A 24,056-nucleotide genomic window follows, 5' to 3' on the forward strand; every position below is an offset into this window, starting at 1 on the left:
GCATTGCGGCTGCTTCACCCCCAGCGGGCATTCCATAAGAAAGGCAGGCGTCATCACCGAGCATGGTCACGTACCACCTCATTGCGTGATTCCAGCCTGTGCCCGGCAGGAAATCTCCCAGGCGGATCAAGGATCTTCTGCGACGAGACAGATTCCGGCCAGTGGGGTGGTTCCCAGTCCTGGTGTTCGCTTTTGTAGTGCCGGCCGGTGGGTGAGGTCCAGCCGGGTGGTTCGGTGGTGGTGGCGGGGGTGGGTTTCCAGGCGCTGGTGTGGCGGAGTTTGTGGTGTTTCGGGCAGGGTTGTCCGAGGTTGCTGATTCCGGTGGTGCCGCCTTGGTGCCAGGCGAGGATGTGGTCGGCCTCGTTGTCGAGGGAGTTGTTGTTGCAGCCGGGGAACGGGCATTTGCCGTCCCGGAGCATGAGCCATTTCCGCATCGCGGTGCCCACCCGGTAGTTGGTGCGGCCGATTTCCAGCGGCGCCCCGTCCCGCGGGTCCACCAGCACCCGGTAGAACGAACCCGCCCCGTTCGCGACCAGGTCCCGTGCCATCGAGGGCGGAATAGGCCCGAACCCGTCCAGCACCGCGGGCTCATCGGTCAATCCCATCAGCGAAAACACCGGCACCATGACCAGCACCTGCGCCCGGATTGAGGACCCCGGCCCGGCGCTGCCGTCTGCCCCGCTGTTCAGGAGCGCTTCGGAGAAGATGTCGGCCCGTGACTGGGTCAGGGTGCGGCCCTCGTTCGGGCCCTGCTGCCCGCGGGCGATGGCGGTGAGCCGGTTCCAGATCGCCGTGGCCTGGTCCGCGGGAAGGTGCGCGGCGACCCACGCCATCCCGTCACTGTCCGGCCAGTACTCCACCCGCCTGTCCGCGACACCCTTGGCGTGCCGTTTCTTTAGGCTCTCCGGGTGGTGCCGCTCCCGCCAGCACCGGGCTTTGGCCTTGAACCGGTACGCCGGCATCTCCCCGACAGGGCACCCTCGTGCCGGGTCCGGCACATCGGGGTCCAGGAAGTGTGCCTCCAATGCCGCGGCTGCAGCCGTGTCCAAGCTGGCGGTCTGGTCCACCATGGTCCTGGCATGCGCCCAGGAGATCGTCCCGGCCTGCAGCGCCGCCAGCGTCCGGGGCAAGGAGGTGGTCAGGGCGTGGGACTCAGCCAGCAATGCACCGGCGGCGCGGTCACCAATTGCCAACACACACCCGACCTCGGCCACGAGGCTCCGCTCCTGCCCCGCCGACTCATACGCCGAGGCAGGTGGGCCGTCCAACGCCTTCATCGCCCCGGCCAGCACCGCCACCGCCGCGGCTTTCACCGCCGCGATCTTCGCCTCCGACCGCCCGACAGCGGCTAGAACATCCAATGCCGCATCCGCAACCCGCTGCAACGGATCATCATCAACTGACCCGGATGAATCGTCGCTGACGGCACCGCAAGCACCACCGGGAACGGCAGGAACTCCACCACCCAGCGCAGCCATAAATGCCGCAGCAGCAGCATCCACCGCGCCTTCCGCCTGCACCACCACCGGCTTCGCTTCCATACCTCCATCATCGTGAGGGGGTCTGACAAAACAGGGCCCTGAGCACGTCCGGCCAAGACTTTCGTGAATTTTTTTGATGCCTCCCTCGGCGCCCAACTGACTAAGCCCTACAGAGCTCCAGGGGCGCGGCACGCAAGTTTCACCGCCTGCAAATCCAGCCGATCGCCGTCGCCAAGCCCGAGCCAATCGCCGTCATCAAACCCAGCCGATCGCCGTCGTAAATGCCGCGAAAGGGCAGGCTCGCAGAACTGAAGTTCCGCATATGGCCCGCCCCGTTTTGGGGATGGGCGCCTTGCTCCGGTACCCTATTGAGGTTGGTGACGTGTCCGAGCGGCCGAAGGTGCAACACTCGAAATGTTGTTTGGTGTAAAAGCCAACGTGGGTTCAAATCCCACCGTCACCGCCAGAGAGAAAGACCCCGGTTCCCTTGTAGATAGGGCCACCGGGGTCTTTTGTTTACCGCAAATTGCGACGCAATCAATAAGTTCCTGAACCTCCTATTGCCGCAGCGTCCGCGACCTCAACAATCGCCTCGATCTCCACGGCGAAGCCGAACGGAAGGGAACTGACGCCGATAGCCGAACGGGCTGGCAACCGCTCCTTGCCGAACGCGATCGCAAGTACTTCGGTGGCGCCATTGGCAACAAGATGGTGCTCGACGAACTCGGATGTGCTGTTCACAAAGATAAGGGCCTTCATGAAACCGGTGACTTGGCCCAGTCCGCCGATACGGTCACGCACTGTGCCGAGCAGGGCAAGCATGACGGCTCGCGCAGCCTCTTTTCCTTCGGCTGTTGTAAGGTCCAATCCCAATTTGCCGCAATGGATGGGCTCTCCGTCTGCAAAAGCCCCATGCCCTGAAACGTAGAGGACGTCCCCACGTTGAGCGACGAGGGCAAAGGTTCCCACCACCGGATGCGGGGCCGGCAACGTCAATCCTGCCGCGGCCAGCTTCTGCTCTGGCGTCATGCTGTAATCCTCCGGGCATATGCAAAATCACGGGAAGCGGAGTAGAAAACCCACTGACTTAAACTCCCCCGGCGATTGGGACCATGCGCCAAAACAGCGATGCAGTGAGCATCCGAGGGCCTCGACCAGCTGGTTGAGGCCCTCACCGGTGGTTGGAATCAGCGGCCCTTCCTACATCCGGCCGGCGGTGAGGTCTGCCTCGGCATCAGGATCCATGCGCTCGGTTTCCTGTGCACTCAGCGAGGGCGCAGGTTCTTCCTTGGAAGCCTGCATGGAGCGCCAGACGGCCGACCCGGCCGCCGCTACTGCCAGAAGCCCCAAGAGCCACCACCACAGGCTTGACGCCGAGCGGACAGGACGGTCAGGAACGGGCTTCCTTACCTGTGCAGGCGCTTTCGGCCCTACTCGCCTCAGCTGTTCCTGGACCCGGGGAGTAAGCGTCTCCACGCCGCCGGCAAGCTCTTCCGTCACCCGGCGCAGAACCGCCTGGAGGCGCGGGGAGGCTGTCTCAATGCCCGAATCCAGCCCCGCCACGGCTCTCTGAAGCGCACCCTGCACCCCAGGCGTGGCCCATTCCCTGCCCTTGGCCAAATGGTTCAGAAGGTTTTCGGAAAGCCGATGGACCTGCTCGGTTTCAGTCGTTGGTTCTGCTGTGCGCATGGCTGCCTCCTTGGGGTGATGGATGACCAAGGGTACGGCGGGCAGGACCCCCAGGGATAGGGTCTTTGGAACCGCGACACCCTGGGTCCATCCTTGACCGGTTTTGCCCACGACGAGTGCGGTTGCAGCCGCCCACCCTGACTACGTCTTACGAAACCTGTGGACGGTGGTTCGCTGCCAGCGCGGCGAGGTCACGTATCAGCCGCTGCACCTCATGTTCCCGGCCCCGGGAAGGCGGAGTTTGTACTGCATGGGGCCTCGCCAAGCGCTTCCGGGGCGGAGCGGGGACAGGAGTTCGAACCGGGGCCGCTGTAAGTGTTTCCTTGGCCGCGAGCGGATTGCTTTTGCCCATTGCGTCCCCCTTGACGTAGTCGTTTCTGGGAAAACCCGGTTCTTGTACGGACACTCTAGGAAACCAAGGGGGTCATGCGGAAGGAATTTTGTCCATCATCAGGACTTATTGCTGCAATCTTGAGGTTCGCGCCGTCATGGAGCATCTACCGCTGATCGCGAAGGTGTGGAGCTGGCGACGGCTGGGGGAGGCATCCGTGGTCTCAGGCGAACACCACGTCGCCAGCTCCGGTCTTGACCCTACGGTCTCTACCTGGTGGGCGCCCGAGTAACAGGTACGCGTTTCCTGAAGCCGGGGTACGCGCCCCACCTCTCATGCTTCCGGCGAAAGGCTGAGGGTCCTACGCCTACAGGACCCTCAGCCGGTCCTGACTGACGATGCTCAGGTCGAGATGAGCTCCATGACCCGTCCCTGGTGAAGTGCCCTGTAGATGTCATCTCGGATCTGATTTGCTTCCGGTGCCGTCAACGTCCGTTCAATGGGACGCAGGGTAACCCGGATGAGCGCATTGGCTTGCCCTGGTTCGATCTGCAGGCGGTCCCTGGCAGCGCTCGGCAGGTCTTCGTAGCCCGTCAGCCCCAACAGTTCCACCGACTCAAGATCGTCGATGCGGGGGCCAAGCGCCTGACGGACCTCGTCACCCAGTATCTCCCTGTCGAAAGATCCTGCGACGACGATCGAGATGTCCCGCCGAATGGACGGGAGCAGGGATACGGGCTGCCAGGGCCTCAGATCCAGCATCTGGGACTTGATGCGTTCATCGGGGGCGCGCAAGAGCCGGATATCGGGGATTCTTTTGCGCAGCATCAGCGCCCTGTCCAACCCCATGCCAAGGGCGAGGCCGGACCACCGTGCTGGATCCAGGCCCGCATCGGCGAACAGATGGCCTGCCATCATTCCGCACTCAGCCAATTCCAGCCATTCGTCGCCAACCAACACGTCCAGCTGGAAACCGTGGGTCGTGTAGGGGTGCACGGCGGGTGTCAGCCGCCACTTTGCGGCCGGCAAGACCGCGTCCGCAAGAACAGCCACCATGGATTCCAGGTCCGACGGCGTCAGGTTGGGAGAGGAAGATATCCTCCACAGATCCGCCTGGTGGGGCGCCCCAACGTGGGTGCGGTCGATGGCATCCCTTCGGTAAACGAGCCCCGGCATCACCATCAGCTCGTCCAACGGCGCATCTGCTGGCAGATTTCTCAGCAGCGCTGGAACTGAGGCCGACGTGTGGCTCCTAAGCATCACTGTTGGACTGACGTACCGCGAATACCTTTGGTCCCGGGTCACTGTGGATGCATCGAAGCCCAATGTGTCGTAGTTGTCGCTGACTGACACCAGCGGGCTGTTGCGAACTGTCCGGGCAGGGACGTTCCAATAGCTCGTGAGTGCCGTTGTCACGTTGACGAGCAGTTCCTGCATGGCATGGCGGCCTTGCGCAGGATCAGATAGGTCCCGCAGGGCCAGTGCGTCGCGGAGCTCCGTGAGGGTCAAATATGTGGTCATTGGTAAGTCCTCGGCTTGGTTGGGTCGGTAGTCTTCCCCCGATCCAGATGGCCGCCAGGACTTAGGCGTGCGCCTCGAAGCCCTCGCGACCGGTGACCGGTCGGGGGCTGATAAATCGCCGCGTGCACTGCATGTAAATAAGGCTAGCAGGGGGTGTTTGCGGTTCGCGCCGTTGTACACCGCTGACCGCCGTGGTAACTTTCGGGTGATCGTGATCAATCGGCAGGAGGTGAGTCCCATGAACGCAGTATCCGCAATGGGTGCTCCCCTGCAGTCCACGATCGCGCGACAGAGGTAGTCGCCACCGGGAGCGCCACCACAGGCAATTCGCGAAAGGCGACTCCCATGAATTCATCTCCTCACACCCTTTCAAGAGACGGCCGGGCCCTGGTCCTCGGCGGCGGCGGCTCGACAGGCAATGCCTGGCTCATCGGCGTCATGGCCGGCATGTTCGACGCCGGGCTGGATGTGACCACCGCTGACCTGACCGTCGGCACGTCAGCCGGCTCGACGGCAGCCGCCCAGATAGCCGGGACGGCTCCACCCGAACTGTTTGCCGCCATCCTCGCCGCCGCCCCACAACGGCCTGTTCCGGTTGGATCCGACCGGCAACGGGCTGCGAAAAGGCCCGTGGCAGAGCATCTGGAGAGGATCAACAGAATCATCGCCTCCTCCGAAGATGCGGCTGACATGCGCCGGAGAATGGGCGCGGCGGCACTCGACCTGGAGGCCGCGTCAGACGGCTCCTGGCAGGCACAGTGGCGCGCCGCCGTCGCCTCACGGTTCCCCATCCACACCTGGCCGGAACGGAGGGTGCTCATCACCGCGGTCGATGCCCGGAGGGGTGACCCGGCGGTATTCGACCGCGAGAGCGGAGTGGACCTGGTGGACGCTGTGGCCGCGAGCTGCTCCAGCGGCCTTCCCTACAGGATCGGTGAGAGCCGGTACATCGACGGCGGATACCGGTCCAATGCCGAAAATGCCGACCTGGCAGCGGGATACGGACGGGTGCTGGTGCTCTCGCCGTTCGGCGGAAGATCATTGGCGCCACTGCACTGGGGCGTGCAGCTCGCGGCCCAGGTCGCCGCGTTGGAAGCGGCCGGCAGCAGGGTCGAAACGATCTTCCCGGACACCGGTTCCGAGCATATGTTCGGCGCCAACGCCATGGATCCCTCGCTTCGTCCGCATGCCGCCCGGGCCGGTTACGAGCAGGGCAAGGCTTTGGCAGCGCAGCTTACGGATTTCTGGCGCTAACGCCCGCGCACCCGGTTCAACCCTGCAGGCGTGACGGCAGCTGATTGGGGACCTGCTGTGGCAGGTCCCCAAGAGGCCCGGTTGCCCTGCCCAACAAGCCACCAGCCGCTCCCCCACTGCTGGTAAGAGGCCGGGACGGCGCTACAACTCCCGGCTTGGACACCCAACCGAAAGACTGCCCCTGAATTGGGGCACCGTTACAAATTTTGTAGCAGCAGGGCTGGATACCATGGGCTGACCGGACAGAGCCGTCCGGCCCGATCGACGCAGAAGGAACCCATGACCGCGGTTACGGTGGACGATATCCTCTCGGATCTCCCCCTGGGGTTTGCGAGCCTCGTTCTCCGCCCGGCGAGCGGTTCCAGCATTGAACGCTTCCTGATCGCCGATGCCGAAGATGAAACGTCCGACGGCGCCGGCGCCTTTGTCCTTTTGATTGGAGTTCGCGGGCGCTCGGCTTTGCCCGCACTGCGGCGGCTCCTGCAGAACCCGCCGCCAGTGGTCGCCGTCAAGGGTAGCCGCGAAGAGCTCTCCGAGGCCGAGGAACTGCTGCGCGGTGCCGGCACCGGCCTGCTCCTGGTGAACCCGACTGCCGATTGGGACCGCCTGCTCTCGATCGCAAAGGACAGAATCCAGCCGCGCAGCTACCAGAGTGAAGTGCTGACGCTGCTGGAAGAAGACCTCTTTGCCATCGCGCAAACCACTGCCCGGCTGACATCGAGCCACGTGGTGATCGAGGACGCGGCCAACAAGGTGCTGGCATACTCCACCGTCTCCAACGACATCGATGAGCTTCGGAAAGCCTCCATCCTGGCCCGCCGGGGACCGCGCAAATACGAATTGTTGCTGAAGGACCTGGGCGCCTACCGCGAACTGCACGGGACACGGCTGCCCGTACGTGTACCGGCCAGGCCACAGGACGGGCTGCGGGAACGGGTGGCCATCACCCTCTTCGCCGGGGACCGGATCATGGGCTACATCTGGCTGCAGGAAACGGGCGGCGGCTTCGGCCCCGACGTGGACCATGTCCTGAAAGGTTCGGCTGCCAGGACCTCCGCGGAGCTGATCCGCTACCGCAACCAGCAGTCCGTGCATATGCGCGAGGACCGCGTCACCCGGATCCTCTCTGGCCCCGCGGAGGCCGCGGCCAGCGCACACAGCGAGAAGATCTCCGCGGAGCGGCCGGCAGCCCTGATCCTGATCGGAATTTCGGACGCAGAAGCGCAGGCCGATGACGCCGCATTGAAGCACGGCGAGCTCGCAAACCTGGCATCAATCCACGCGGCTGCTTACAAAGCATCAGCAATCGTGGGGCAGTTCAAGGGGGACACTGCCGTGATTGTCCCCGCCCTGCAGTCCGCAGCAGCGGAAGCCGGGCTCCGGGGCCTGGCCGAAGCCATCGTCCGGGATGCCGGCAAACACCTGGGCATCACCCCGTTTGCGGCCGTGGGCCCGGTGGTCCCGGATCTGGTGTCCCTCCACTCCATCACCAGCATCACGGAGGCGCTCCTGGGCTGCGTGGGCAGGTCCGGGCACACGTCCGTGGCCACCGTGGATGATTTCGAAGGAGAGATCCTTTTCCGCGAGGCCGTACGGAATTTTTCGTCCTCGCCGTTCCGCCACCGCAGCCTCTCCGCCCTCCTCCGCGAGGACGCTGAGCTGGCGGAGACCCTGCGGATGTACTTCGAATCGTCCCTTGATGTCGCGGAATGCGCCCAACGGATGAAACTGCACAAAAACACGGTCTATTACCGGATCAGCAAGGCATCCAGGGTGACCGGCCTGGACTTCGGCAACCCCCGGGACTCGCTCGTGGCCCTGCTCCACATCCAGGAACGGGCCGGAACATCCACACAACAATCGGGCAGGAAATGACTACAGCACTTGAGGCACCGCCGCTCGGCCCCCTCCTCGACGACCTCGTCCACGGCCACCGGCCGCGGCGGGAAACCGGCTCCGTCCCGGCGAATATCCCGTTCCTGGCAAACGTGCCCTTCGATAAGTTCGGGATAGCCGTCGCCACCACATCCGGCCAGGTTTTCAGCTCCGGTGACGCGCACGTCCCCTTCTCCATCCAGAGCATTTCCAAGGTGTTCACCCTGGCCATGGCACTCCAGGGCGACACAACGGGCAGGCTATGGACCCGGGTACTGCGTGAACCCTCCGGGACCGCCTTCAACTCCCTGGTCCAGCTGGAGGTGGAACACGGAATCCCGCGGAACCCCTTCATCAACGCGGGCGCCCTGGTGGTCACCGACCACCTGATGGAAGAAACATCCGACGCCGCCACGCAACTTTTGCGGTTCCTCACCGCAGAGTCCGGCAGCACCGGCCCATTCATCGATGAAGCGGCGGGAGCCAGCGAGCTTTTGGGCAGCAGCCGGAACCTGGCCCTGGCCCATTTCCTGAAGAATTTCGGCAACCTGAAGCAGACCGCCGAATCAGTGGTGGAAAATTACGTCCGCCAATGCTCCATCATGATGACCTGCGTTGAGCTCGCCCAGGCCGGTCTGTTCCTGGCCCGGGAAGGCCAAGGAAGGCTTGGTCCCGTCCTGTCCCGAAGCGATGCCAAACGGGTGGGCTCCATCATGCTGACCTGCGGCATGTACGACGCCGCCGGTGAGTTCGCCTACCGGGTGGGCCTTCCCGGCAAGAGCGGTGTGGGCGGCGGCATCCTGGTCATCGTTCCAGGCCAGTGCACCATCTGCGTCTGGAGCCCGCGGCTGGACGCCAAGGGAAACTCCGTTGCCGGAACTGCCGCCCTCGCCGATCTGTCCGACCGCACCGGCTGGTCAGTCTTTTAAGACTGCAGCCAGGGAAGCCCCCAAAAAACTTTCCCCACCCCAGTTAGATCTCCCCAGATCGAAAGGATCACCCATGCCCAACAACCCCAATGACGAGGTTGCAGCACACGAGATAGACGGCGGGCATGCGCATGCTTCCGAGACTGCGCTGCATGCCGAGGACAAGGGCTATCACAAGAATTTGAAGCCCCGGCAGATCCAGATGATCGCGATCGGCGGTGCGATCGGTACCGGCCTGTTCCTGGGCGCTGGCGGGCGCCTGAACGCTGCCGGCCCGTCGCTGGTCATCGCCTACGCGGTGTGCGGGTTCTTCGCGTTCCTGATCCTGCGCGCCCTGGGCGAACTGGTCCTGCACCGGCCTTCCTCGGGCTCGTTCGTTTCCTACGCCCGGGAATTCTTCGGCGAAAAGGCCGCGTTCGTTTCCGGCTGGTTCTACTGGATCAACTGGGCCACCACCACCATCGTGGACATCACCGCCGCGGCCCTGTACATGAACTTCTTCGGCAACTACATCCCCTGGATGGCCGACGTCCCGCAGTGGGCCTGGGCCCTGACCGCCCTGATCGTCGTCCTGGCCCTGAACCTGGTCTCGGTGAAGGTCTTTGGTGAAATGGAATTCTGGTTCGCCCTGGTCAAGGTCGCCGCCCTGGTCATCTTCCTCATCGTGGGCACCTACTTCGTCATCTTCGGCACCCCCGTGGACGGCCAGCAGGTCGGCTTCAGCCTGCTCTCCGATAACGGCGGGATCTTCCCCAACGGCCTGCTGCCCATGATCATCCTCATGCAGGGCGTCCTGTTCGCCTACGCCTCCATCGAGCTCGTCGGCACCGCCGCCGGCGAAACCGAAAACCCCGAAAAAATCATGCCCAAAGCCATCAACTCCGTAGTCTTCCGCATCGCGGTGTTCTACGTCGGCTCCGTGATCCTGCTGGCCCTGCTGCTGCCCTACACCTCCTACCAAAAAGGCGTCAGCCCCTTCGTCACGTTCTTCGGCTCCATCGGCATCCAGGGCGTGGACGTCATCATGAACCTCGTCGTCCTCACCGCCGCCCTGTCCTCCCTCAACGCCGGGCTCTACTCCACCGGCCGGATCCTGCGCTCCATGTCCGTCAACGGCTCCGCCCCCCGCTTCGCCTCCCGGATGAACAAAGCAGGCGTGCCCTACGGCGGAATCGCCATCACCGCCGGCGTCTCCCTCCTGGGCGTGCCGCTGAACTACCTCGTCCCGGCCGATGCCTTCGAAATCGTCCTCAACGTCGCCTCCGTCGGCATCATCATGACCTGGGCCACCATCGTCCTGTGCCAGATCCAACTCAAACGCTGGGCCGACAAAGGCTGGCTCGAACGCCCCTCCTTCCGCATGTTCGGCGCCCCCTACACCGGCTACCTCTCCCTGCTCTTCCTCGTAGGCGTCCTGATCATGGTCTTCATCGACTCACCCCTGACCATGCTCGTCACCGCCATCGCCTCCATCCTCATGGTCTTCGGCTGGTACGCCTGCCGCAAACGCATCCGCGAAATCGCCGAAACCCGCGAAGGCCACACCGGCCTCTCCCCCGTCATCGCCAACCGGACACCCATCAGGTAAGCCAGCAGCACCCGCCACCAGCCACGCACACCCAACACCAAAGAAAGACCATGACAACGGAACCCGCATCAGCCCTGACCGCATCACCCGCCCGGCCCGCCGCCGTCGTAAGCCCGCAGCACAACCCGCAGGGGAATCCGGAGGGAAGCCCACAACCAGCAACCAAGTCCGCCGGGCATGTCATTGTTGATTCGCTCGTGGCCCACGGCGTGGAACGCACGTATGTGGTTCCTGGGGAGAGCTTCCTGGACGTGCTGGACGGCCTGCACGCCTCGGATATCGAGACCATCGTCTGCAGGCATGAGGGCGGCGCCGCCTACATGGCGGAAGCCGACGGAAAGATGAACCAGCTCCCCGGCGTTGCGATGGTGACCCGCGGTCCCGGTGCCGCCAACGCCCACGTCGGGTTGCACACCGCATGGCAGGACTCCACCCCGATGCTGCTGTTCGTGGGCCTGATCCCCTTCGCCCACCGGGACCGCGAAGCCTTCCAGGAGTTCGACATCAAGGCCTGGTTCGATACCGGCGCCAAGCGCGTGATGGTCCTGGACCATCCGGAACGGGCGTCCGAAATTGTGGCTGAGGCGATGTTCGCCGCCATGAACGGACGGCCGGGCCCGGTGGTGGTTGGCCTGCCGGAGGACATCATCCGCCAGCAGATCGACCCCGCGATCCATCCGGCCATTCCTGTGGCAGCCGGCGGCATGAGCAGCACGGACGCGGCAGCCCTGCGGAGTGCCCTGGCGGAATCCAGCAAGCCGCTGTTCGTCACCGGCGGGAACGACTGGACCCAGGCAGCGGCCGACCAGCTGACGGACTGGCTGGAACGCCACCAGATCCCGGCAGCAGCTGAGTGGCGGACGCAGGGAACGGTGTCCTTCGATTCACCCTCCTACGTGGGCCCCATCGGCTATGGCCGGCCCCGCCCCACCTACGACCTGCTCGAGGAAACCGACCTGCTGGTCTTTGTGGGGACGGTCCCGGGGGACGTCATCACGGACGGGTTCGTCTGCCGGCAGGACTGGAACAAAAAGAACTTCCTGGTGACCGTGGACCCCTCGCTTCGCGGCCGGTCCGGTCCGGTGTCGCGGCAGATCTTGGCGAAGCCTGAGGCTTTCGTGCGCGAGCTTGAGGACATCGACCTGCCGGTCAAGGAGGAGTGGAAGGCATGGACGGAGCGGATGCGCGGCGAGCAGGAGCAGTTCGCCGCGCTTCCTCCGGCGGCGCCGGCGGCGGGTCAGGCCAGGATGGACACCCTGATGGCGAACCTCGTGCCCAGGCTGCCGGAGGATGCCATGGTGACCTTTGGCGCGGGGGAACACACCAACTGGGCCCACCGCTACTTCCCCACCCGCCGCTATGCCTCCATGATCAGCGCGCGCAACGGCTCGATGGGCTACTCGGTGCCTTCGGCCATCGCGGCATCCCTGGCAGACCCCGCGCGGCGCGTGGTGACCATCGCCGGGGACGGGGAGTTCCTCATGAACGGCCAGGAACTGGCCACCGCGGCCCAGTACGGTGCCACTCCCCTGGTGGTGGTGATGGACAACCAGGAATACGGCACCATCCGCACCCACCAGGAGCGGCACTATCCGTCGCGCGTCTCGGGCACCCAGCTGAAAAACCCTGACTTCGGCCTGATGGCCAGGGCTTTCGGCGGGTTTGGGGTCACCGTCACCGAGGACAAGGACATTCCGGCCGCGCTGGATGCTGCCCTCGCCGCCATCGACCAGGACGGCGTCTTCGCCCTGATCCACCTCGTCGTCGAACAGCGCGTAAAGGCCTACTGAGAGATGCCCGCGCGCAGCAGCCGCGCGGGCTCAGCCTGGCACTGACGAAGAGCAGCGGGCGACGGCGGGAGGTCCCGCCGTCGCCCGTTGCTGTTGTGTGGGGGTCAAGCAGCTCCCTCTGCCACTTAGAGCCGGGTGTCGAAGGATCCGCAGAACACGTTGTCGTTGAACGTGCCCTGGAACGCGGACTTGCCCTGGATCTTGTCGATGGTGGCCCGGATGGCCTCCCGGGACCCGGCATGGGCATGGATGGCCGTCTTCACCATGGGGACGTCAATCAGGTGGTTGGGCTGATTAAGCGACACAAACACCGTGGGCACCTCGGTGACGTACCACGGGATCTCCGCGGCCATGGGCGAGGACCACTTGATCCGGATGGCTGCCTCCTGGGCGAACCCCTTAACGTTGGCGAACACGAACGCGGCGTCGTACCGGTCCGCGTAATCGCCGGTGGCTTCCTCGGACAGGACCCGCATGAAGTTCATGCCAGTCTCCCCCGCCGCTTCCCGCTGCTCCGCAGTCTTGAAGACATGCACCTCAAAGCCGGCGGCCTCCAGCTCTTCCTTGACCGTGTCCAGGTAGGCGAGCGGGTCGGCCCTGGTGAAGTCCGCACCGCCGGAAATACCGTAGAGGCGGATTCGCGGATGAGTCTCCGGTGTAATGGGCAGGTTGCCAGCAGTGTCCTTGACCAGGGTGACGGTCTTCTCCGCGACCTCCGCCGCAATGGCCCGGTGCGCCTCGCTGCCGATCACGGCCAGCGCCTCCGCAGGCGGCACCAGATCCGATGCGCGCTTCCGGTGCAGCCCCAGGGACGCTTTCAGCCCCAGGATCCGGCGAAGCGCGTCGTGCAGGCGCTGTTCGGTGATGACGCCGGACTTGTACCCGTCCAGCATGTAGCCGAAGTCCTCGGCGGGGTTGCGGAAGAACAGGAACATGTCGCAACCTGCCGCGATGGTGGCCGGCACCAGGTCCTTGCGCTTCACGGCCTGTGTGAGGCCCACCATCAGCGAGGCGTCGGTGAGCACCAGCCCGTTGAAGCCGAGTTCGCCGCGGAGCAGGTCCTGCAGCAGCTCCGGCGCGAGCGTCGCGGGACGGATGTCCGCATCGGCCAGGCCTGGCCGGAAGTGCCGGGACAGTTCCGGCGCGCCGATGTGCCCTACCATGATGGACTGCACGCCGTGGCCGATCATCTCGCGATACACGTGCCCGTAGGTGCGGTTCCACTCCTCGTAGCCGAACGTGTTGTAGGAGGTGACCACATGCTGGTCGCGCTCGTCCACGCCGTCGCCGGGGAAGTGCTTCATGGCGCACACGGTGGGGGATTCACTGATGCCGTCGAAGTACTCCTTGGCCCGCTCCACCACAATCTCCGGGGTGTTGCCGAAGGACCGGGTGGAGATGACCGTGTTCCGCCAGTTGTAGTGGATGTCCACGATCGGGGCAAAGGCCCAGTTGCAGCCCAGCGCCGCGGTTTCCACACCGGCCACCTGACCCATCTGGCGGGCTATGCCCTTGTCCGGATGCGAGCCGGCCTGCAGGTGCGTGGACACAAAGGTTCCGTCGTCGCAGCTTCCGGCTCCCCCCATTTCCGGGTTGGACGCCACCAGCAGCGGAATCCGGGTCTTGGCCTGCGCATAGCGGATGTGCTCCTGCACCGCGGCCGAGGGCCCGGGCCGGTAGCGCATGCCGCCCACGTGGAAGTTCTCCAGCACGCCGTCGAGGTACTCCGGGGAGTAGTCGTTGTTGTGGTTGATGAACAGCTGGCCGATCTTCTCCTCGAGGCTCATCCCGGCGAGGGTGGACTCCACCCAGGCGACCGCGTCGCCGTCGAGATTAAACGGCGCAGCCTGGAGGTCGACGTCGAACTGCCGCGGCCGGGTGCCTGCGGCGTCCGCAGTGCCGGCAACGTCGGCCGGACGTCCGACGGCGGCAATCCCGGCGAGTGCCTCCTGCACTACCTGCTGTACGGGGGCGGCGATGTCCACGACGAGGCCGGCTTCGTCGGCGCCGAGCGGTTCCAGCGTGGCGAGCTGGGACTCAAGCAGGGCGGGCGGCATGAAGTGCCCGGTCCGTCCTTCGGTGCGTGCCCGCAGGACCTCTTTGCTGCCGTGGAGGTGCAGGAAGATGGTGTCGGGAGCCTGCGCGCGGATGGCGTCGCGGTAGCTGCGGCGCAGTGCCGAGCATGCCAGGACCATGCCGCCGTCGCCCGCGTTGGCCAGCTTGGTGCCCACGGTGGCGAGCCAGGGCCAGCGGTCCTCGTCCGTCAGGGGCGTGCCGGCCGCCATCTTGGCGACGTTTTCCACGGGGTGGAGGGAATCGCCGTCAAGGAACGGAACACCGAGTTCCCGCGCCACGAGGTCGCCGATAGTGGTCTTGCCGCAGCCGGACACGCCCATCACGATGATGCGAAGATTGGGCTGGTCTGTGTTGGGTTGTTGAGTGTTCACCAGTCGTGGACCGTTCCGTCGATGAGGCGGTTGTAGGGCAGGTAGGCCTGCTGGTAGGGGTAGGCTGCGGCGGCTTCTTCGTTGAATTCAACGCCGATGCCGGGGTTGTCACCGGGGTGAAGGTAGCCGTCAACGAACGTCATGGATTGTTCGAAGACCTCGTTGGTCTTGTCCGAGTGCTGCATGTATTCCTGGATGCCGTAGTTATGGATGGCCAGGCCCACGTGCAGCTGCGCGGCGAAGCCAACCGGGGAAATGTCCGTGGGTCCGTGGAAACCGGACTTGATCTGGTACTGCGCGGCAAAGTCCATCACCTTCTTCAACGGGGAGATCCCGCCAAAATGGGTGGAAGCGGCCCGGACGTAATCGATCAGCTGTTCCTTGATGAGGGTCTGGTAGTCCCACACGGTGTTGAAGATTTCACCGATCGCCAACGGGGTGGTGGTGTGCTGGCGGACCAGCCGCAGCCCCTCCTGGTTCTCCGCCGGGGTGCAGTCCTCCAGCCAGAACAGGTCATACGGTTCCAGCGCCTTGCCCAGCTTCGCGGCCTGGATCGGGGTCATCCGGTGGTGCCCGTCATGCAGCAACGGGATCTCCGGGCCGAACTCATTCCGCACCGCCTCAAACACCGTCGGCAAATGCCGCAAGTAAGCCCTGGTGTCCCAGTCCTCCTCCACCGGGAACGCGCCCCGCCCGGCCGGTTCATAGTCATACCGCTCCCCCGAAGCCTGCGCCTGCGCAGCAACCCCGTACACGGCCTTGATGCCGGGCACGGCGGTCTGGATCCGGATCGACTTGTACCCCAGCTCCAGGTGCTCCCGGACGGAGTCGAACAGGGACGGCAAATCCGCACCCGAAGCATGCCCATACGCGCGCAACCCGTTCCGCGACGCCCCGCCCAACAGCTGGTACACCGGCATCCCCGCCAGCTTGCCCTTGATATCCCACAACGCCATATCCACCGCAGCGATCGCAGCCATCGTCACCGGACCACGGCGCCAATACGAGGACCGGTACAGGAACTGCCACGTGTCCTCGATCCGGTGCGGGTCCTTCCCGATCAGCAACTGCGCCACATGCTCCTTCAAATACGCAGCAACAGCCAACTCACGCCCATTCAACGTGGCATCACCAATACCGGTCACACCATCCTCGGTGGTGATCCGGAGGGTCACGAAGTTCCGGGACGGACTCGTCACAAACACGTCGGCGGCAATGATTTTCACGGCAGGTCCTTTCAGGGGCGGGGCTGGCTGGTCAGGGTTATGGGGGTTACTTGGTGGAGGCACCGGAGGGGGCGGCGACGGCGGCAGATGAAGTCACGCCGCCGGGAAACGACGAGCCACCCGGGGCAGTGCCCTCCGACGTGGCTTCGCCGCCCGCACGGCGGGCGCGGATGTCGGCAAGGATTTCGGCATGCAGGGCGTCGGTCAGCTTGTACTTGGTCATGACCAGGAGCGCAAGAATGGTCAGGACTGCGGGGATGGCCCCCGCTGCCACCTGGATACCCTGGACAGCCTCAGCCGTCTGGGCGGCGCCGGACTTGTAGCCACTCAGGGCCAGTGCGTAGGCGGCCAGCGCCCCACCCACTGCCTGCCCGGTTTTGCGGGTGAAGGAGAACAGGGCGTAGGTGATGCCTTCAGTGCGCACGCCGGTTTTCCACTCGCCGTACTCCACGGTGTCGGCCTCCAGGGCCCACACCACGATGCTGACTGCCATCACGCCCACCAGGCTGATGACCAGGCCACCGAATCCGATCCAGGTCTGGCTGCCCGGGGTCAGGAATACGATGGCGCCACCAATGGCTGAGATGGCGGCGGCATAGACATAGATGTTCTTTTTGCCCACAGCGCGGACCAACCGGGGCATGACTGCCGCCAGGACGAAGGTCAGGACCAGCTGGATGATGGACAGGACCGGGTACAGGTCCAGCCGGCCGAGCACGTCACGCAGGTAGTACAGCTGGACGGAGGTCAGCGCCAGGTAGCCGGACAGGAAAAGGAAGGAACTGAGGCACAGCATCAGCAGCGGCTTGTTGCCCTTGAGGGTGTCCAGGCTCTGCTTGAGGGTGACGTTCGGTACGGCACGGTGGACGCGTTCCTTGGCCGTGAAGACGGTGAAGAAGTAGAGCGCCGCACCAATCACCACGAAGGCCAGGGTGATGCCCGTAAACGTTGCCTGCAGGTCCGCGCCGGGCTTCACGAGTGGAGCCACGAAGATGCCCAATGAGGAGCCCACCAGGGCGGCTCCCACCATGCGGGCGGAGCCCAGCTTCGCCCGCTCCCCCGGATCCTGCGTCATCGCCCCGGCCAGGGAGCCGTAGGGGATGTTGACCAGGCTGTAAGCCAGGCCCAGTGCCGCGTAGGTGACGTAGGCGTAGAGCAGGGTGCCGGATTCACCGATCTGCGGCACAGAGAACGTGGCGACGCTCAGCAGGAGCAGCGGGATGGAGCCGAACATGATGAAAGGCCGGAACTTGCCGAACCGCTTGCTGAACGCGCGGTCCACCACACGGCCGGCAAGAACGTCCGCGAATGCGTCAAAAACGCGGACCACCAGAAGCAGGGTTCCGGCGGCAGCGGCAGAAATGCCGGCAACGTCGGTGTAGTAGACCAGCAGGAACATGGTGGCGGTGGTGAAGGCCAGGTTGTTGGCGGCGTCGCCGGCGCCATAGCCTGCGATGCTCAGTTTGCTCAGCTTTTTCATGGTGTGGGCTCCTTTACCCGGGCGGCCTGGGCGGCCAAATGAAGCGTGAGAAGTATTTGGGGCCGGCGGTGCGCCGGGGGTCTGCTCTGCCTGTAATCCTAATCACCTGGCAAACAAATGGCAAGCGGTTGCCAAAATATCTATTGAAATTTCAATGAAGAGGGCTGCCCTGCGCCTTGGACGACGTCGGGCAGCCCCCAGGGAGGATGGTGTCAGCAGGCAGCGGGACGCTTCGCTGCCGTCCCGCACAGGCCGTGCACGAGTTCCACCACACCGGCGTCGCCGGCGAGTAGGGGGTCGACGACGGCCAGCAGCGCCTTAGTCCGTTCGGTTCCCTGTAGTTTGTTGGCAGCGGCCACGGCGTCGCCCCGGGGGTCCTGGAAGCCTGCTGCAGCAACGCTGTAATCCATCCACGAGGCGATCATCAGTGCGGCGCCCGCACCTGTCCGGCCCGCCGCACGTTCGGCCTGCAGTACGGGAACGGCACGCATCCGCAGCTTGGTGCTGCCGTCCAGGGCAATCTGTGCCAGGTTGTGCGCAATCCTGGCGTTGCCAAAACGGGCCAGGAGGGCTTCCCGGTAGGCCGGAATGAGTAGTTCGGTGCCGGGAAGGTTCGCTTCCGCCTCGTCCCAGAAGGCTTCCACGGACCGGCGGCACTCCGGGTCTGCCAGCGCCTCGGCCACGGTGCTGTGGCCCCTCAACTGTCCGGCGTACGCGAGCAGCGAGTGTGCGCCATTGAGCAGCCACAGCTTACGGTTCTCATACGGTCTGATGTCCTGGACAAACAAGGCACCGGCGTCTTCCCACCGGGGTCGGCCGGCGGGGAAGTCCCCACTGAGCACCCAGCTGGAGAAAGGCTCGGCCACCACCGGCGAATTGTCCCTGTACCCGCACGCATTGCGGACGTCGGCAAGATCCTGGCCGGTGGTCCGTGGCGTGATGCGGTCAACGGACGTGCTGACGAAGCTGACGTTGCCATCAATCCAGGCGGCGATCCTGGCATCCCAGGCCTCGGCAAATCCTCCGACAGCCTGCCGCGCAACCGTTCCGTTGTTGGACAAGTTGTCGCAGCAGACCACGGCGATGGGTCCGGAACCCGCGTCCCTGCGGGCGGCGAGCGCCAGCACTAAGCGTCCCAGCGGCGTGGCCGGGCGTCCGCTGCCGGAAGCCAACAGCGCAAGATCCGTCCCGACGTCGGGCGCGGTAGTATCCAGCTTTCCGTCCGCACCCAGCCCGTAGGCTGCCTCGGTGATGGTGAGGGTCACCAGGGCAGTCCCGGGCGCGGCCACCAACTCCGTGAGCCGTTGCAGGTCTGCGCCGTCCACGGCCTCCACGATGCTGCCCACGACGGAGAAGGAGTCCCCGGTGTCCGCCCGTTCAACCAGCGTGTACAACCCGTCCTGCTCAGCGAGGGCAACGGCGGCGTCCGGCCGCCGGCCGGTGAACGCGGCGATTCCCCATTCCGCGGAGTCGCCGGCCTGGTGCGTGTACCAGGCCTGGTGGGAGCGGTGAAAGGCCCCCAGGCCCAGATGGACGATGCGCACCGGTGCCTTGGGGGCGGGATGGAATGTGCGGTTCAGCAGGGGGAGGTCCGCGGCTGCGTTTTGCCCCTCGGTGGATGGCGCGGTTGCGGAGGTCCGCAGTTCAGTGCTCACAGCTTGAAAACCCGCCGCGGTGAACCGTCCACAATGTCGACGATGAGTTCGTGGGCCCGGTCCTCGCTGACGCGGTGTTCGGCCACCAGCCGGGCCAGGAAGGAAGCTTCGATACGGCGGGAGGCGTCATGCCGGGCAGGAATGGAGCAGAAGGCGCGGGTGTCGTCGATGAAGCCCGAGGAACGGGAGAAGCCTGCGGTCTCGGTGACCGCCGAGCGGAACCGCAGCATCGCGTCAGGGGCATCCAGGAACCACCACGGCGCACCGATGTACACGGACGGGTAGAAGCCGGCCAGCGGGGCGAGTTCACGGGAGAACACCGTTTCGTCCAGCGTGAATAGCACAAGGTGGAAGTCCTTGGCAGTGCCGAAGTCCTGCAGGACCGGGCGGATGGCCTCCGTGTAGTTGATGGCGAACGGGATGTCGTGCCCGGTGTCCGCTCCGAAGGTGTTGAAGGTGGGCTCATGATGGTTGCGGTACGAGCCGGGGTGGATGGTCATCACCAGGCCGTCCTCGACGGACATCCGCGCCATCTGGTACATCATGTGCGCTTCGAAGTCGTTGCGGTCCTGTGCAGTCGCCTTGCCGGAACGGGCGCGGTCAAACAGCTTGGCTGCGTTCGTGGCCTCGAGCTTTAGTGTGGCCGGGGTAAGGACGCCGTGGTCGGCGGAGACCGCGCCGTGCTCCACAAAATAGCGACGCCGGTTCTCCAGCGCGGTGAGGTACGCGCCATAGCCCGTTCCGCCGTCGGCCCCTGCCGCGATGAGCCTGTCGACGTTTTCGGACCACGACGGGTGGGCGATATTGAGGTAGGCGTCAGGGCGGAAAGTGGGGAGGACGCGGCCATGGAACGTTGGGTCCTGGGCGATGGCCTTGTGGCTCGCCAGCGAATCCAGGGGATCATCGGTGGTGGCCAGGACCTCGATGTTGAAGTCCTTGAACAGCTCGCGGGGCCGGAAGCCTGGCTCCTGGAGTTTGGCCGAGATCGCGTCGTAGGTCGCATCGGCTGTCTCCGCGCTGAGTTCGCCGTCCAGGCCGAAGACGCTATGGAACTGGGTGCGGAGCCAATAGCCCGAGGCGGTGCCTTCGAACAGGGGCCAGGCCTTGCAGAACTGGCGCCATACAGAGCGGGAATCGGGCTGGGAGATGCCGGAGTCCCGGAGCTGCCCCAGCGGGACGCCGCTGGCGTGGATCAGCCGGGTGACGTAGTGGTCAGGGCTCACCAGCAGCGCTGCCGGATCCGGGAAGGGGCTGTTTTGTTCGATGACCGCGGCGTCAACGTGCCCGTGCGGGGAAATGATGGGGAGGTCCTCAACCCGCTGCAGGAGATCGCGCGCAATGCGGCGGGTTCCGGGATCAGCGGGCAGGAGCCGGTCTGGGTCGGCGGCAATCGATTGTGACATAGGTCAATGGTCCGGGTTCAGCGCGGTTCTTGTCAACCGGTTGCCAAAACTTGCCATCCGGGTTTCCGTTGCGGCATCTGCCGGGCGGGATTTTATTCGGGCATGCCCGGGCCCCGGGCTTAGCCCTTTCCCAGGAACCTGCCGCTTGAACCGCGCAACACCAGCTCTGTCTCCACCCGGACAGTACCCGCCGGATCCCCGTTTCCGTGGAGCAGGTCGAGCAGCAGGGCGGCGGCTTCGGAGCCGCACTCCCCCAATGGTGAACGCACGGTGGTCAATGGCGGCGTGGTGAAGTCCGCACCGAAAATATCGTCGAAGCCCACAATGCTGATTTCGTCAGGCACCACCATGCCCGCGGCTTGCAACTCCTGCATAAGACCTATGGCCAGGAGGTCGTTGTAGGTGAGCACGGCCGTGGCGCCGGTGGCGAGGACGTCGCGCGCAACCTGCCTGCCGCCGTCGACCGTTGGTTTGCTGGACTCCACTCGTACCGCCTCCAGCCGGGACCAGTCACAGGCGGCCTGGACCCCTTCCCAGCGCCGGGCGGACATCCATGACCTTTCCGGGCCGGCCACGAAGGCGATCTTTTTGTGGCCGTTGGCCGCAAGGCTGCGGACGGCCTCCCCAATGCCTTTTCGGACGTCGGGGATGACACAGGGAACGTCCTGCACCTCGCGGTTGATGACCACCACCGGTTTGTCGCGGGCGAGGGCGCGGATGTCGTCGTCGTCCATGCGGGGGCTGGCGAGGATCAGGCCGTCGGCGGTGGTCATCATGCGGCGGGCAGTGGTGAGCTCGGTGACGGCGGACTCCGCGGATTCGGCCAGGACCAAGGTGTAGTCCCTGGCCGTGCCGGTAGTTTCGGCGCCCCGGATAATGTCAAAGAAGGTGGGGTTGGTGATGTCCGCGACGATCAGGCCGAAGGTATTGGTCCGGCCCGTTGGCAGGGCCCGGGCGAACGGGTTGACCTGGTAATTCAGCTCGGCGGCAGCGTCCTCGATCAGCTTCTGCGTCTTCGCGCTGACGCGGCCAGGCTTGCTCAACGCTCGGGACACCGTCGAGGGATTGACGCCGGCAACCTTGGCGATGTCGTAGATGGTGGCGTTGCCGCTGCCGTCACGGGCGCGTTTCTTTGAAGCTCCCGTTGATGCGGCAGGGCCCTGCGTCTTGGGTTCGGTCACCGCCCCATCCTAGCCACGAACGTTCCAACTGAGTCGCAGCAAGTGTCGTTTGGAGCGCTCAAAACGACACTTGCTGCAGCAAAGTTAGGCAAGGGGTTGCCGCGTCACACGCGCTCGGGGAACTTGCCCTCTTCGCTGATGCGCTTGTTCAGCTCCCGCATGTACTCCTCCTCGTCAAAGTCGAGCGGCACTTCGCGCCCGGTCCAGCTTGAGAGGTGGATGGCGTTGGCCAGCCGGACGCCGTTGATGCCGTCGGAACCCGGAGCGAGCAGCGGCGTGCCGTCCAGGATGTTGGCTGCGAAGTTTTCCAGGACACCGGCGTGCTGCCCGCCCCAGGCGGACTCGAACTCGATGACCTCGGTGCTGTAGAACTCCTCCCTGTCCAGCTGCCCCATAAAGAGCTTGCGGACGTCGTCCATATCCATGGAGTCGCTGAGTTCACGCTCTGGCCTGGTCAGCCGGGTGACCGTGGCGGTCTTTGAGTTTTCGACGACGATCTTGCCCTGGTCGCCCAGGACTTCAAACCTGTCGGTGCCCACAATGTCGTGGGTGGCAGTGACGAAAACGCCCGTGGCACCGTCGCCGTAATCCACCACCGCGGTGACCTCGTCTTCGACGGCGATGTCCCGCCGGAAGCCGTACGCCACCTTGGAGTACACCGACTTGGGGGCGCCGCAGATCCACTGCCACAGGTCCAGCTGGTGCGGGGCCTGGTTGACCAGGACACCGCCGCCCTCGCCGCCCCACGTGGCGCGCCACTCGCTGGAGTTGTAGTAGCCCTGCGGGCGCCACCAGTTGGTGATGATCCAGTTAGTGCGGCGGATGCTGCCGATTTCGCCGTTATCCACGATTTCCTTGAGCTTCTTGTACAGCGGGTTGTTGCGTTGGTTGAACATGATGCCGAAGGACAGCTCCGGCTTGGAGGCCGCGAAGTCGTTCAGTTCCTTGACCTGTTTGGTGTACACACCAGCCGGCTTCTCGACGAGCGCGTGGATGTTGCGCTTGAGCGACTCAATGCCGATTTCGGGGTGCAGGTAGTGCGGAACGCACGTGACGACAGCGTCGATGTTGCCGCTTTCGAGCATCGCGATGTAGTCGTCGTAGAACGGCACCTCCGGATATGACGCGGCAGCCAGTTCCTTTTTCGCCGGCTCGGTGTCGGTGATGGCTCCGATTTCCATGTTCGGGACGAGGCCGTCGGTGATGAACTTGGCATAAGCGCCGCCCTGCTGTCCCAGGCCGATGATGCCCAGGCGTACTTTCTTGCTCACAGTTGTTTATCCTTCGTCGTTGGTTGAGCTTGTCGAAACCCTAGAAGAGGCCGCCGTGGCCCATGGCCACCAGGTTGTCGTAGGACGTCTGCAGTGCGTCCCACACCGTTCGGCCGTACAGTTCGTCCTGCTCCACCAGGAGGTACCGGGCGCCCGCTGCTTGGGCGGCAGGAATGATGGACGGGAAGTCCAGGTTGCCTTCGCCCACTTCGGCGAACTGCACAACGTTCTTGAATTCCGCCATGAATCCCCCGAAATCGCCCGCCTCCAGGAGGCCGAACGAGGATTCGGGCATCTGCCCGATCCGGTAGTCCTTGAGGTGCACCATGGCGGTCCGGCCCGCGTACTTTTCCAGGGTCCGGACCGGGTCCAGGCCGCCGCGCTGGACCCAGTGCACGTCGATTTCCATCCCCATGGCAGGGGAGTTCTCCGCGATGACGTCGAGCATGTACTTGCCGTCAAACTTCGAGAATTCCACGTGGTGGTTGTGGTAGTACAGGCTGATCCCGTGTTCCTGCAGCCGCTCGGCGTACCCGTTGGCCTCCTTGGCAAAGGAAATCACGGCGTCCAGGGACTTCATGGCTCCGAACGGCAGCATCCCGATCCGCAGCAGCGAACTGTCCAGCCGTTTCGCATCGTCCACGATTTTGTCGAAGTTGTCAGCCAGCGATTCGACAGGCATACCCTTGCGGCCTTCAACGGCAACGGAAAGTGCGGCAATGTCCATCCCGAGTTCGCTGCGGGCACGGTCCAGCTCGGCCACGTTTTCCGGGGTCATGGGTATTTGGGATATTTCGACGGCGTTGTAACCGATCGCGCTGACCTTACGGAGCGTTTCGAACGCCCCCACGTCGGCGAAGCTGTCTTTGAGCATCATGGCTTGTACGCCTATTTTGGCCACTGGGTTCCTCCGTGGTGTTCCGGCCGATGAAGGC

General features: G+C 64.7%; 17 protein-coding genes and 1 tRNA gene. 6 read left to right on the forward strand and 12 right to left on the reverse strand.

Annotated elements, in window-relative coordinates; translation table 11 throughout:
* Positions 1-53: 53 nt before the first annotated feature.
* Complete coding sequence (locus AC5RVY_RS05905; protein WP_493953790.1) at positions 54-1,541, reverse strand: HNH endonuclease signature motif containing protein; 1,488 nt, start codon at positions 1,539-1,541, stop codon at positions 54-56.
* A 316-nt stretch (positions 1,542-1,857) separates the two neighbouring features.
* Between AC5RVY_RS05905 and AC5RVY_RS05910 the strand changes: the two genes are divergently transcribed.
* A tRNA-Ser gene (locus AC5RVY_RS05910) sits at positions 1,858-1,947 on the forward strand.
* Between the two features lie 71 nt (positions 1,948-2,018).
* Here AC5RVY_RS05910 and AC5RVY_RS05915 read toward each other — a convergent pair.
* The 3 genes from AC5RVY_RS05915 to srmL all read right to left on the reverse strand — a co-directional run bounded on the left by AC5RVY_RS05915 (position 2,019) and on the right by srmL (position 5,022).
* Positions 2,019-2,510 carry a RidA family protein gene (locus AC5RVY_RS05915; protein ID WP_493953791.1) on the reverse strand — a complete coding sequence of 164 codons (492 nt, stop codon included), beginning with the start codon at positions 2,508-2,510 and terminating at the stop codon, positions 2,019-2,021.
* A 171-nt stretch (positions 2,511-2,681) separates the two neighbouring features.
* Positions 2,682-3,170 (reverse strand): hypothetical protein, encoded by a 489-nt coding sequence (locus AC5RVY_RS05920; protein ID WP_493953792.1) that lies wholly within the window; start codon positions 3,168-3,170, stop codon positions 2,682-2,684.
* A gap of 733 nt (positions 3,171-3,903) precedes the next feature.
* Entirely contained in the window at positions 3,904-5,022 is a 1,119-nt protein-coding gene (gene srmL / locus AC5RVY_RS05925) for a PheS-related mystery ligase SrmL (RefSeq protein WP_493953793.1), read from the reverse strand.
* 345 nt (positions 5,023-5,367) lie between these two features.
* On the opposite strand from srmL, the gene AC5RVY_RS05930 reads away from it, so the two are divergent.
* From AC5RVY_RS05930 to AC5RVY_RS05950, 5 genes are all read left to right on the forward strand, one after another.
* Entirely contained in the window at positions 5,368-6,276 is a 909-nt protein-coding gene (locus AC5RVY_RS05930; protein ID WP_493953794.1) for a patatin-like phospholipase family protein, read from the forward strand.
* Between the two features lie 279 nt (positions 6,277-6,555).
* Positions 6,556-8,151, forward strand: a complete 1,596-nt coding sequence (locus AC5RVY_RS05935; RefSeq protein WP_493953795.1) for a PucR family transcriptional regulator — start codon at positions 6,556-6,558, stop codon at positions 8,149-8,151.
* The gene (locus AC5RVY_RS05940; protein WP_493953796.1) at positions 8,148-9,080 is read left to right on the forward strand and encodes a glutaminase; all 933 of its coding nucleotides are present in this window, start codon (positions 8,148-8,150) and stop codon (positions 9,078-9,080) included. The genes AC5RVY_RS05935 and AC5RVY_RS05940 overlap by 4 nt, the downstream gene beginning before the upstream one ends.
* 73 nt (positions 9,081-9,153) lie before the next feature.
* Positions 9,154-10,668: an amino acid permease gene (locus AC5RVY_RS05945; protein WP_493953797.1), complete on the forward strand. Its 1,515-nt coding sequence runs from the start codon at positions 9,154-9,156 to the stop codon at positions 10,666-10,668.
* Positions 10,669-10,718: 50 nt separating this feature from the next.
* Positions 10,719-12,458, forward strand: coding sequence for a thiamine pyrophosphate-dependent enzyme (locus AC5RVY_RS05950; protein ID WP_493953798.1), 1,740 nt, complete (start codon positions 10,719-10,721; stop codon positions 12,456-12,458).
* Positions 12,459-12,583: 125 nt separating this feature from the next.
* On the opposite strand, the gene AC5RVY_RS05955 is transcribed toward AC5RVY_RS05950, so the two are convergent.
* From AC5RVY_RS05955 to AC5RVY_RS05990, 8 genes are all read right to left on the reverse strand, one after another.
* Entirely contained in the window at positions 12,584-14,905 is a 2,322-nt protein-coding gene (locus AC5RVY_RS05955; protein ID WP_493953799.1) for a gluconokinase, GntK/IdnK-type, read from the reverse strand.
* Positions 14,902-16,131: a D-mannonate dehydratase ManD gene (manD, locus tag AC5RVY_RS05960; RefSeq protein WP_493953800.1), complete on the reverse strand. Its 1,230-nt coding sequence runs from the start codon at positions 16,129-16,131 to the stop codon at positions 14,902-14,904. Before manD ends, AC5RVY_RS05955 begins: the two co-directional genes overlap by 4 nt.
* A gap of 46 nt (positions 16,132-16,177) precedes the next feature.
* Complete coding sequence (uidB, locus tag AC5RVY_RS05965; RefSeq protein WP_493953801.1) at positions 16,178-17,611, reverse strand: glucuronide transporter; 1,434 nt, start codon at positions 17,609-17,611, stop codon at positions 16,178-16,180.
* 212 nt (positions 17,612-17,823) lie between these two features.
* A complete protein-coding gene (locus tag AC5RVY_RS05970) occupies positions 17,824-19,194 on the reverse strand; it encodes a mannitol dehydrogenase family protein (RefSeq protein ID WP_493954256.1) in 1,371 nt (456 codons plus the stop codon).
* Between the two features lie 68 nt (positions 19,195-19,262).
* Positions 19,263-20,669, reverse strand: coding sequence for a glucuronate isomerase (uxaC, locus tag AC5RVY_RS05975; RefSeq protein ID WP_493953802.1), 1,407 nt, complete (start codon positions 20,667-20,669; stop codon positions 19,263-19,265).
* Between the two features lie 119 nt (positions 20,670-20,788).
* Positions 20,789-21,850: a LacI family DNA-binding transcriptional regulator gene (locus AC5RVY_RS05980; RefSeq protein WP_493953803.1), complete on the reverse strand. Its 1,062-nt coding sequence runs from the start codon at positions 21,848-21,850 to the stop codon at positions 20,789-20,791.
* 104 nt (positions 21,851-21,954) lie between these two features.
* On the reverse strand, positions 21,955-23,121 hold the full coding sequence (locus tag AC5RVY_RS05985; RefSeq protein ID WP_493953804.1) for a Gfo/Idh/MocA family protein: 1,167 nt from the start codon (positions 23,119-23,121) through the stop codon (positions 21,955-21,957).
* 40 nt (positions 23,122-23,161) lie between these two features.
* Positions 23,162-23,998, reverse strand: a complete 837-nt coding sequence (locus AC5RVY_RS05990; protein ID WP_493953805.1) for a sugar phosphate isomerase/epimerase family protein — start codon at positions 23,996-23,998, stop codon at positions 23,162-23,164.
* Positions 23,999-24,056 lie beyond the last annotated feature (58 nt).

The sequence above is a fragment of the Arthrobacter sp. Ha26 genome (assembly GCF_059091705.1).

Coding starts and splice junctions, on each gene's coding strand:
- AC5RVY_RS05905 (WP_493953790.1), bottom strand. CDS start 1,541: ATGGAAGCGAAGCCGGTGGTGGTGCAGGCGGAAGGCGCGGTGGATGCT.
- AC5RVY_RS05915 (WP_493953791.1), bottom strand. CDS start 2,510: ATGACGCCAGAGCAGAAGCTGGCCGCGGCAGGATTGACGTTGCCGGCC.
- AC5RVY_RS05920 (WP_493953792.1), bottom strand. CDS start 3,170: ATGCGCACAGCAGAACCAACGACTGAAACCGAGCAGGTCCATCGGCTT.
- srmL (WP_493953793.1), bottom strand. CDS start 5,022: ATGACCACATATTTGACCCTCACGGAGCTCCGCGACGCACTGGCCCTG.
- AC5RVY_RS05930 (WP_493953794.1), top strand. CDS start 5,368: ATGAATTCATCTCCTCACACCCTTTCAAGAGACGGCCGGGCCCTGGTC.
- AC5RVY_RS05935 (WP_493953795.1), top strand. CDS start 6,556: ATGACCGCGGTTACGGTGGACGATATCCTCTCGGATCTCCCCCTGGGG.
- AC5RVY_RS05940 (WP_493953796.1), top strand. CDS start 8,148: ATGACTACAGCACTTGAGGCACCGCCGCTCGGCCCCCTCCTCGACGAC.
- AC5RVY_RS05945 (WP_493953797.1), top strand. CDS start 9,154: ATGCCCAACAACCCCAATGACGAGGTTGCAGCACACGAGATAGACGGC.
- AC5RVY_RS05950 (WP_493953798.1), top strand. CDS start 10,719: ATGACAACGGAACCCGCATCAGCCCTGACCGCATCACCCGCCCGGCCC.
- uidB (WP_493953801.1), bottom strand. CDS start 17,611: ATGAAAAAGCTGAGCAAACTGAGCATCGCAGGCTATGGCGCCGGCGAC.
- uxaC (WP_493953802.1), bottom strand. CDS start 20,669: ATGTCACAATCGATTGCCGCCGACCCAGACCGGCTCCTGCCCGCTGAT.
- AC5RVY_RS05990 (WP_493953805.1), bottom strand. CDS start 23,998: ATGATGCTCAAAGACAGCTTCGCCGACGTGGGGGCGTTCGAAACGCTC.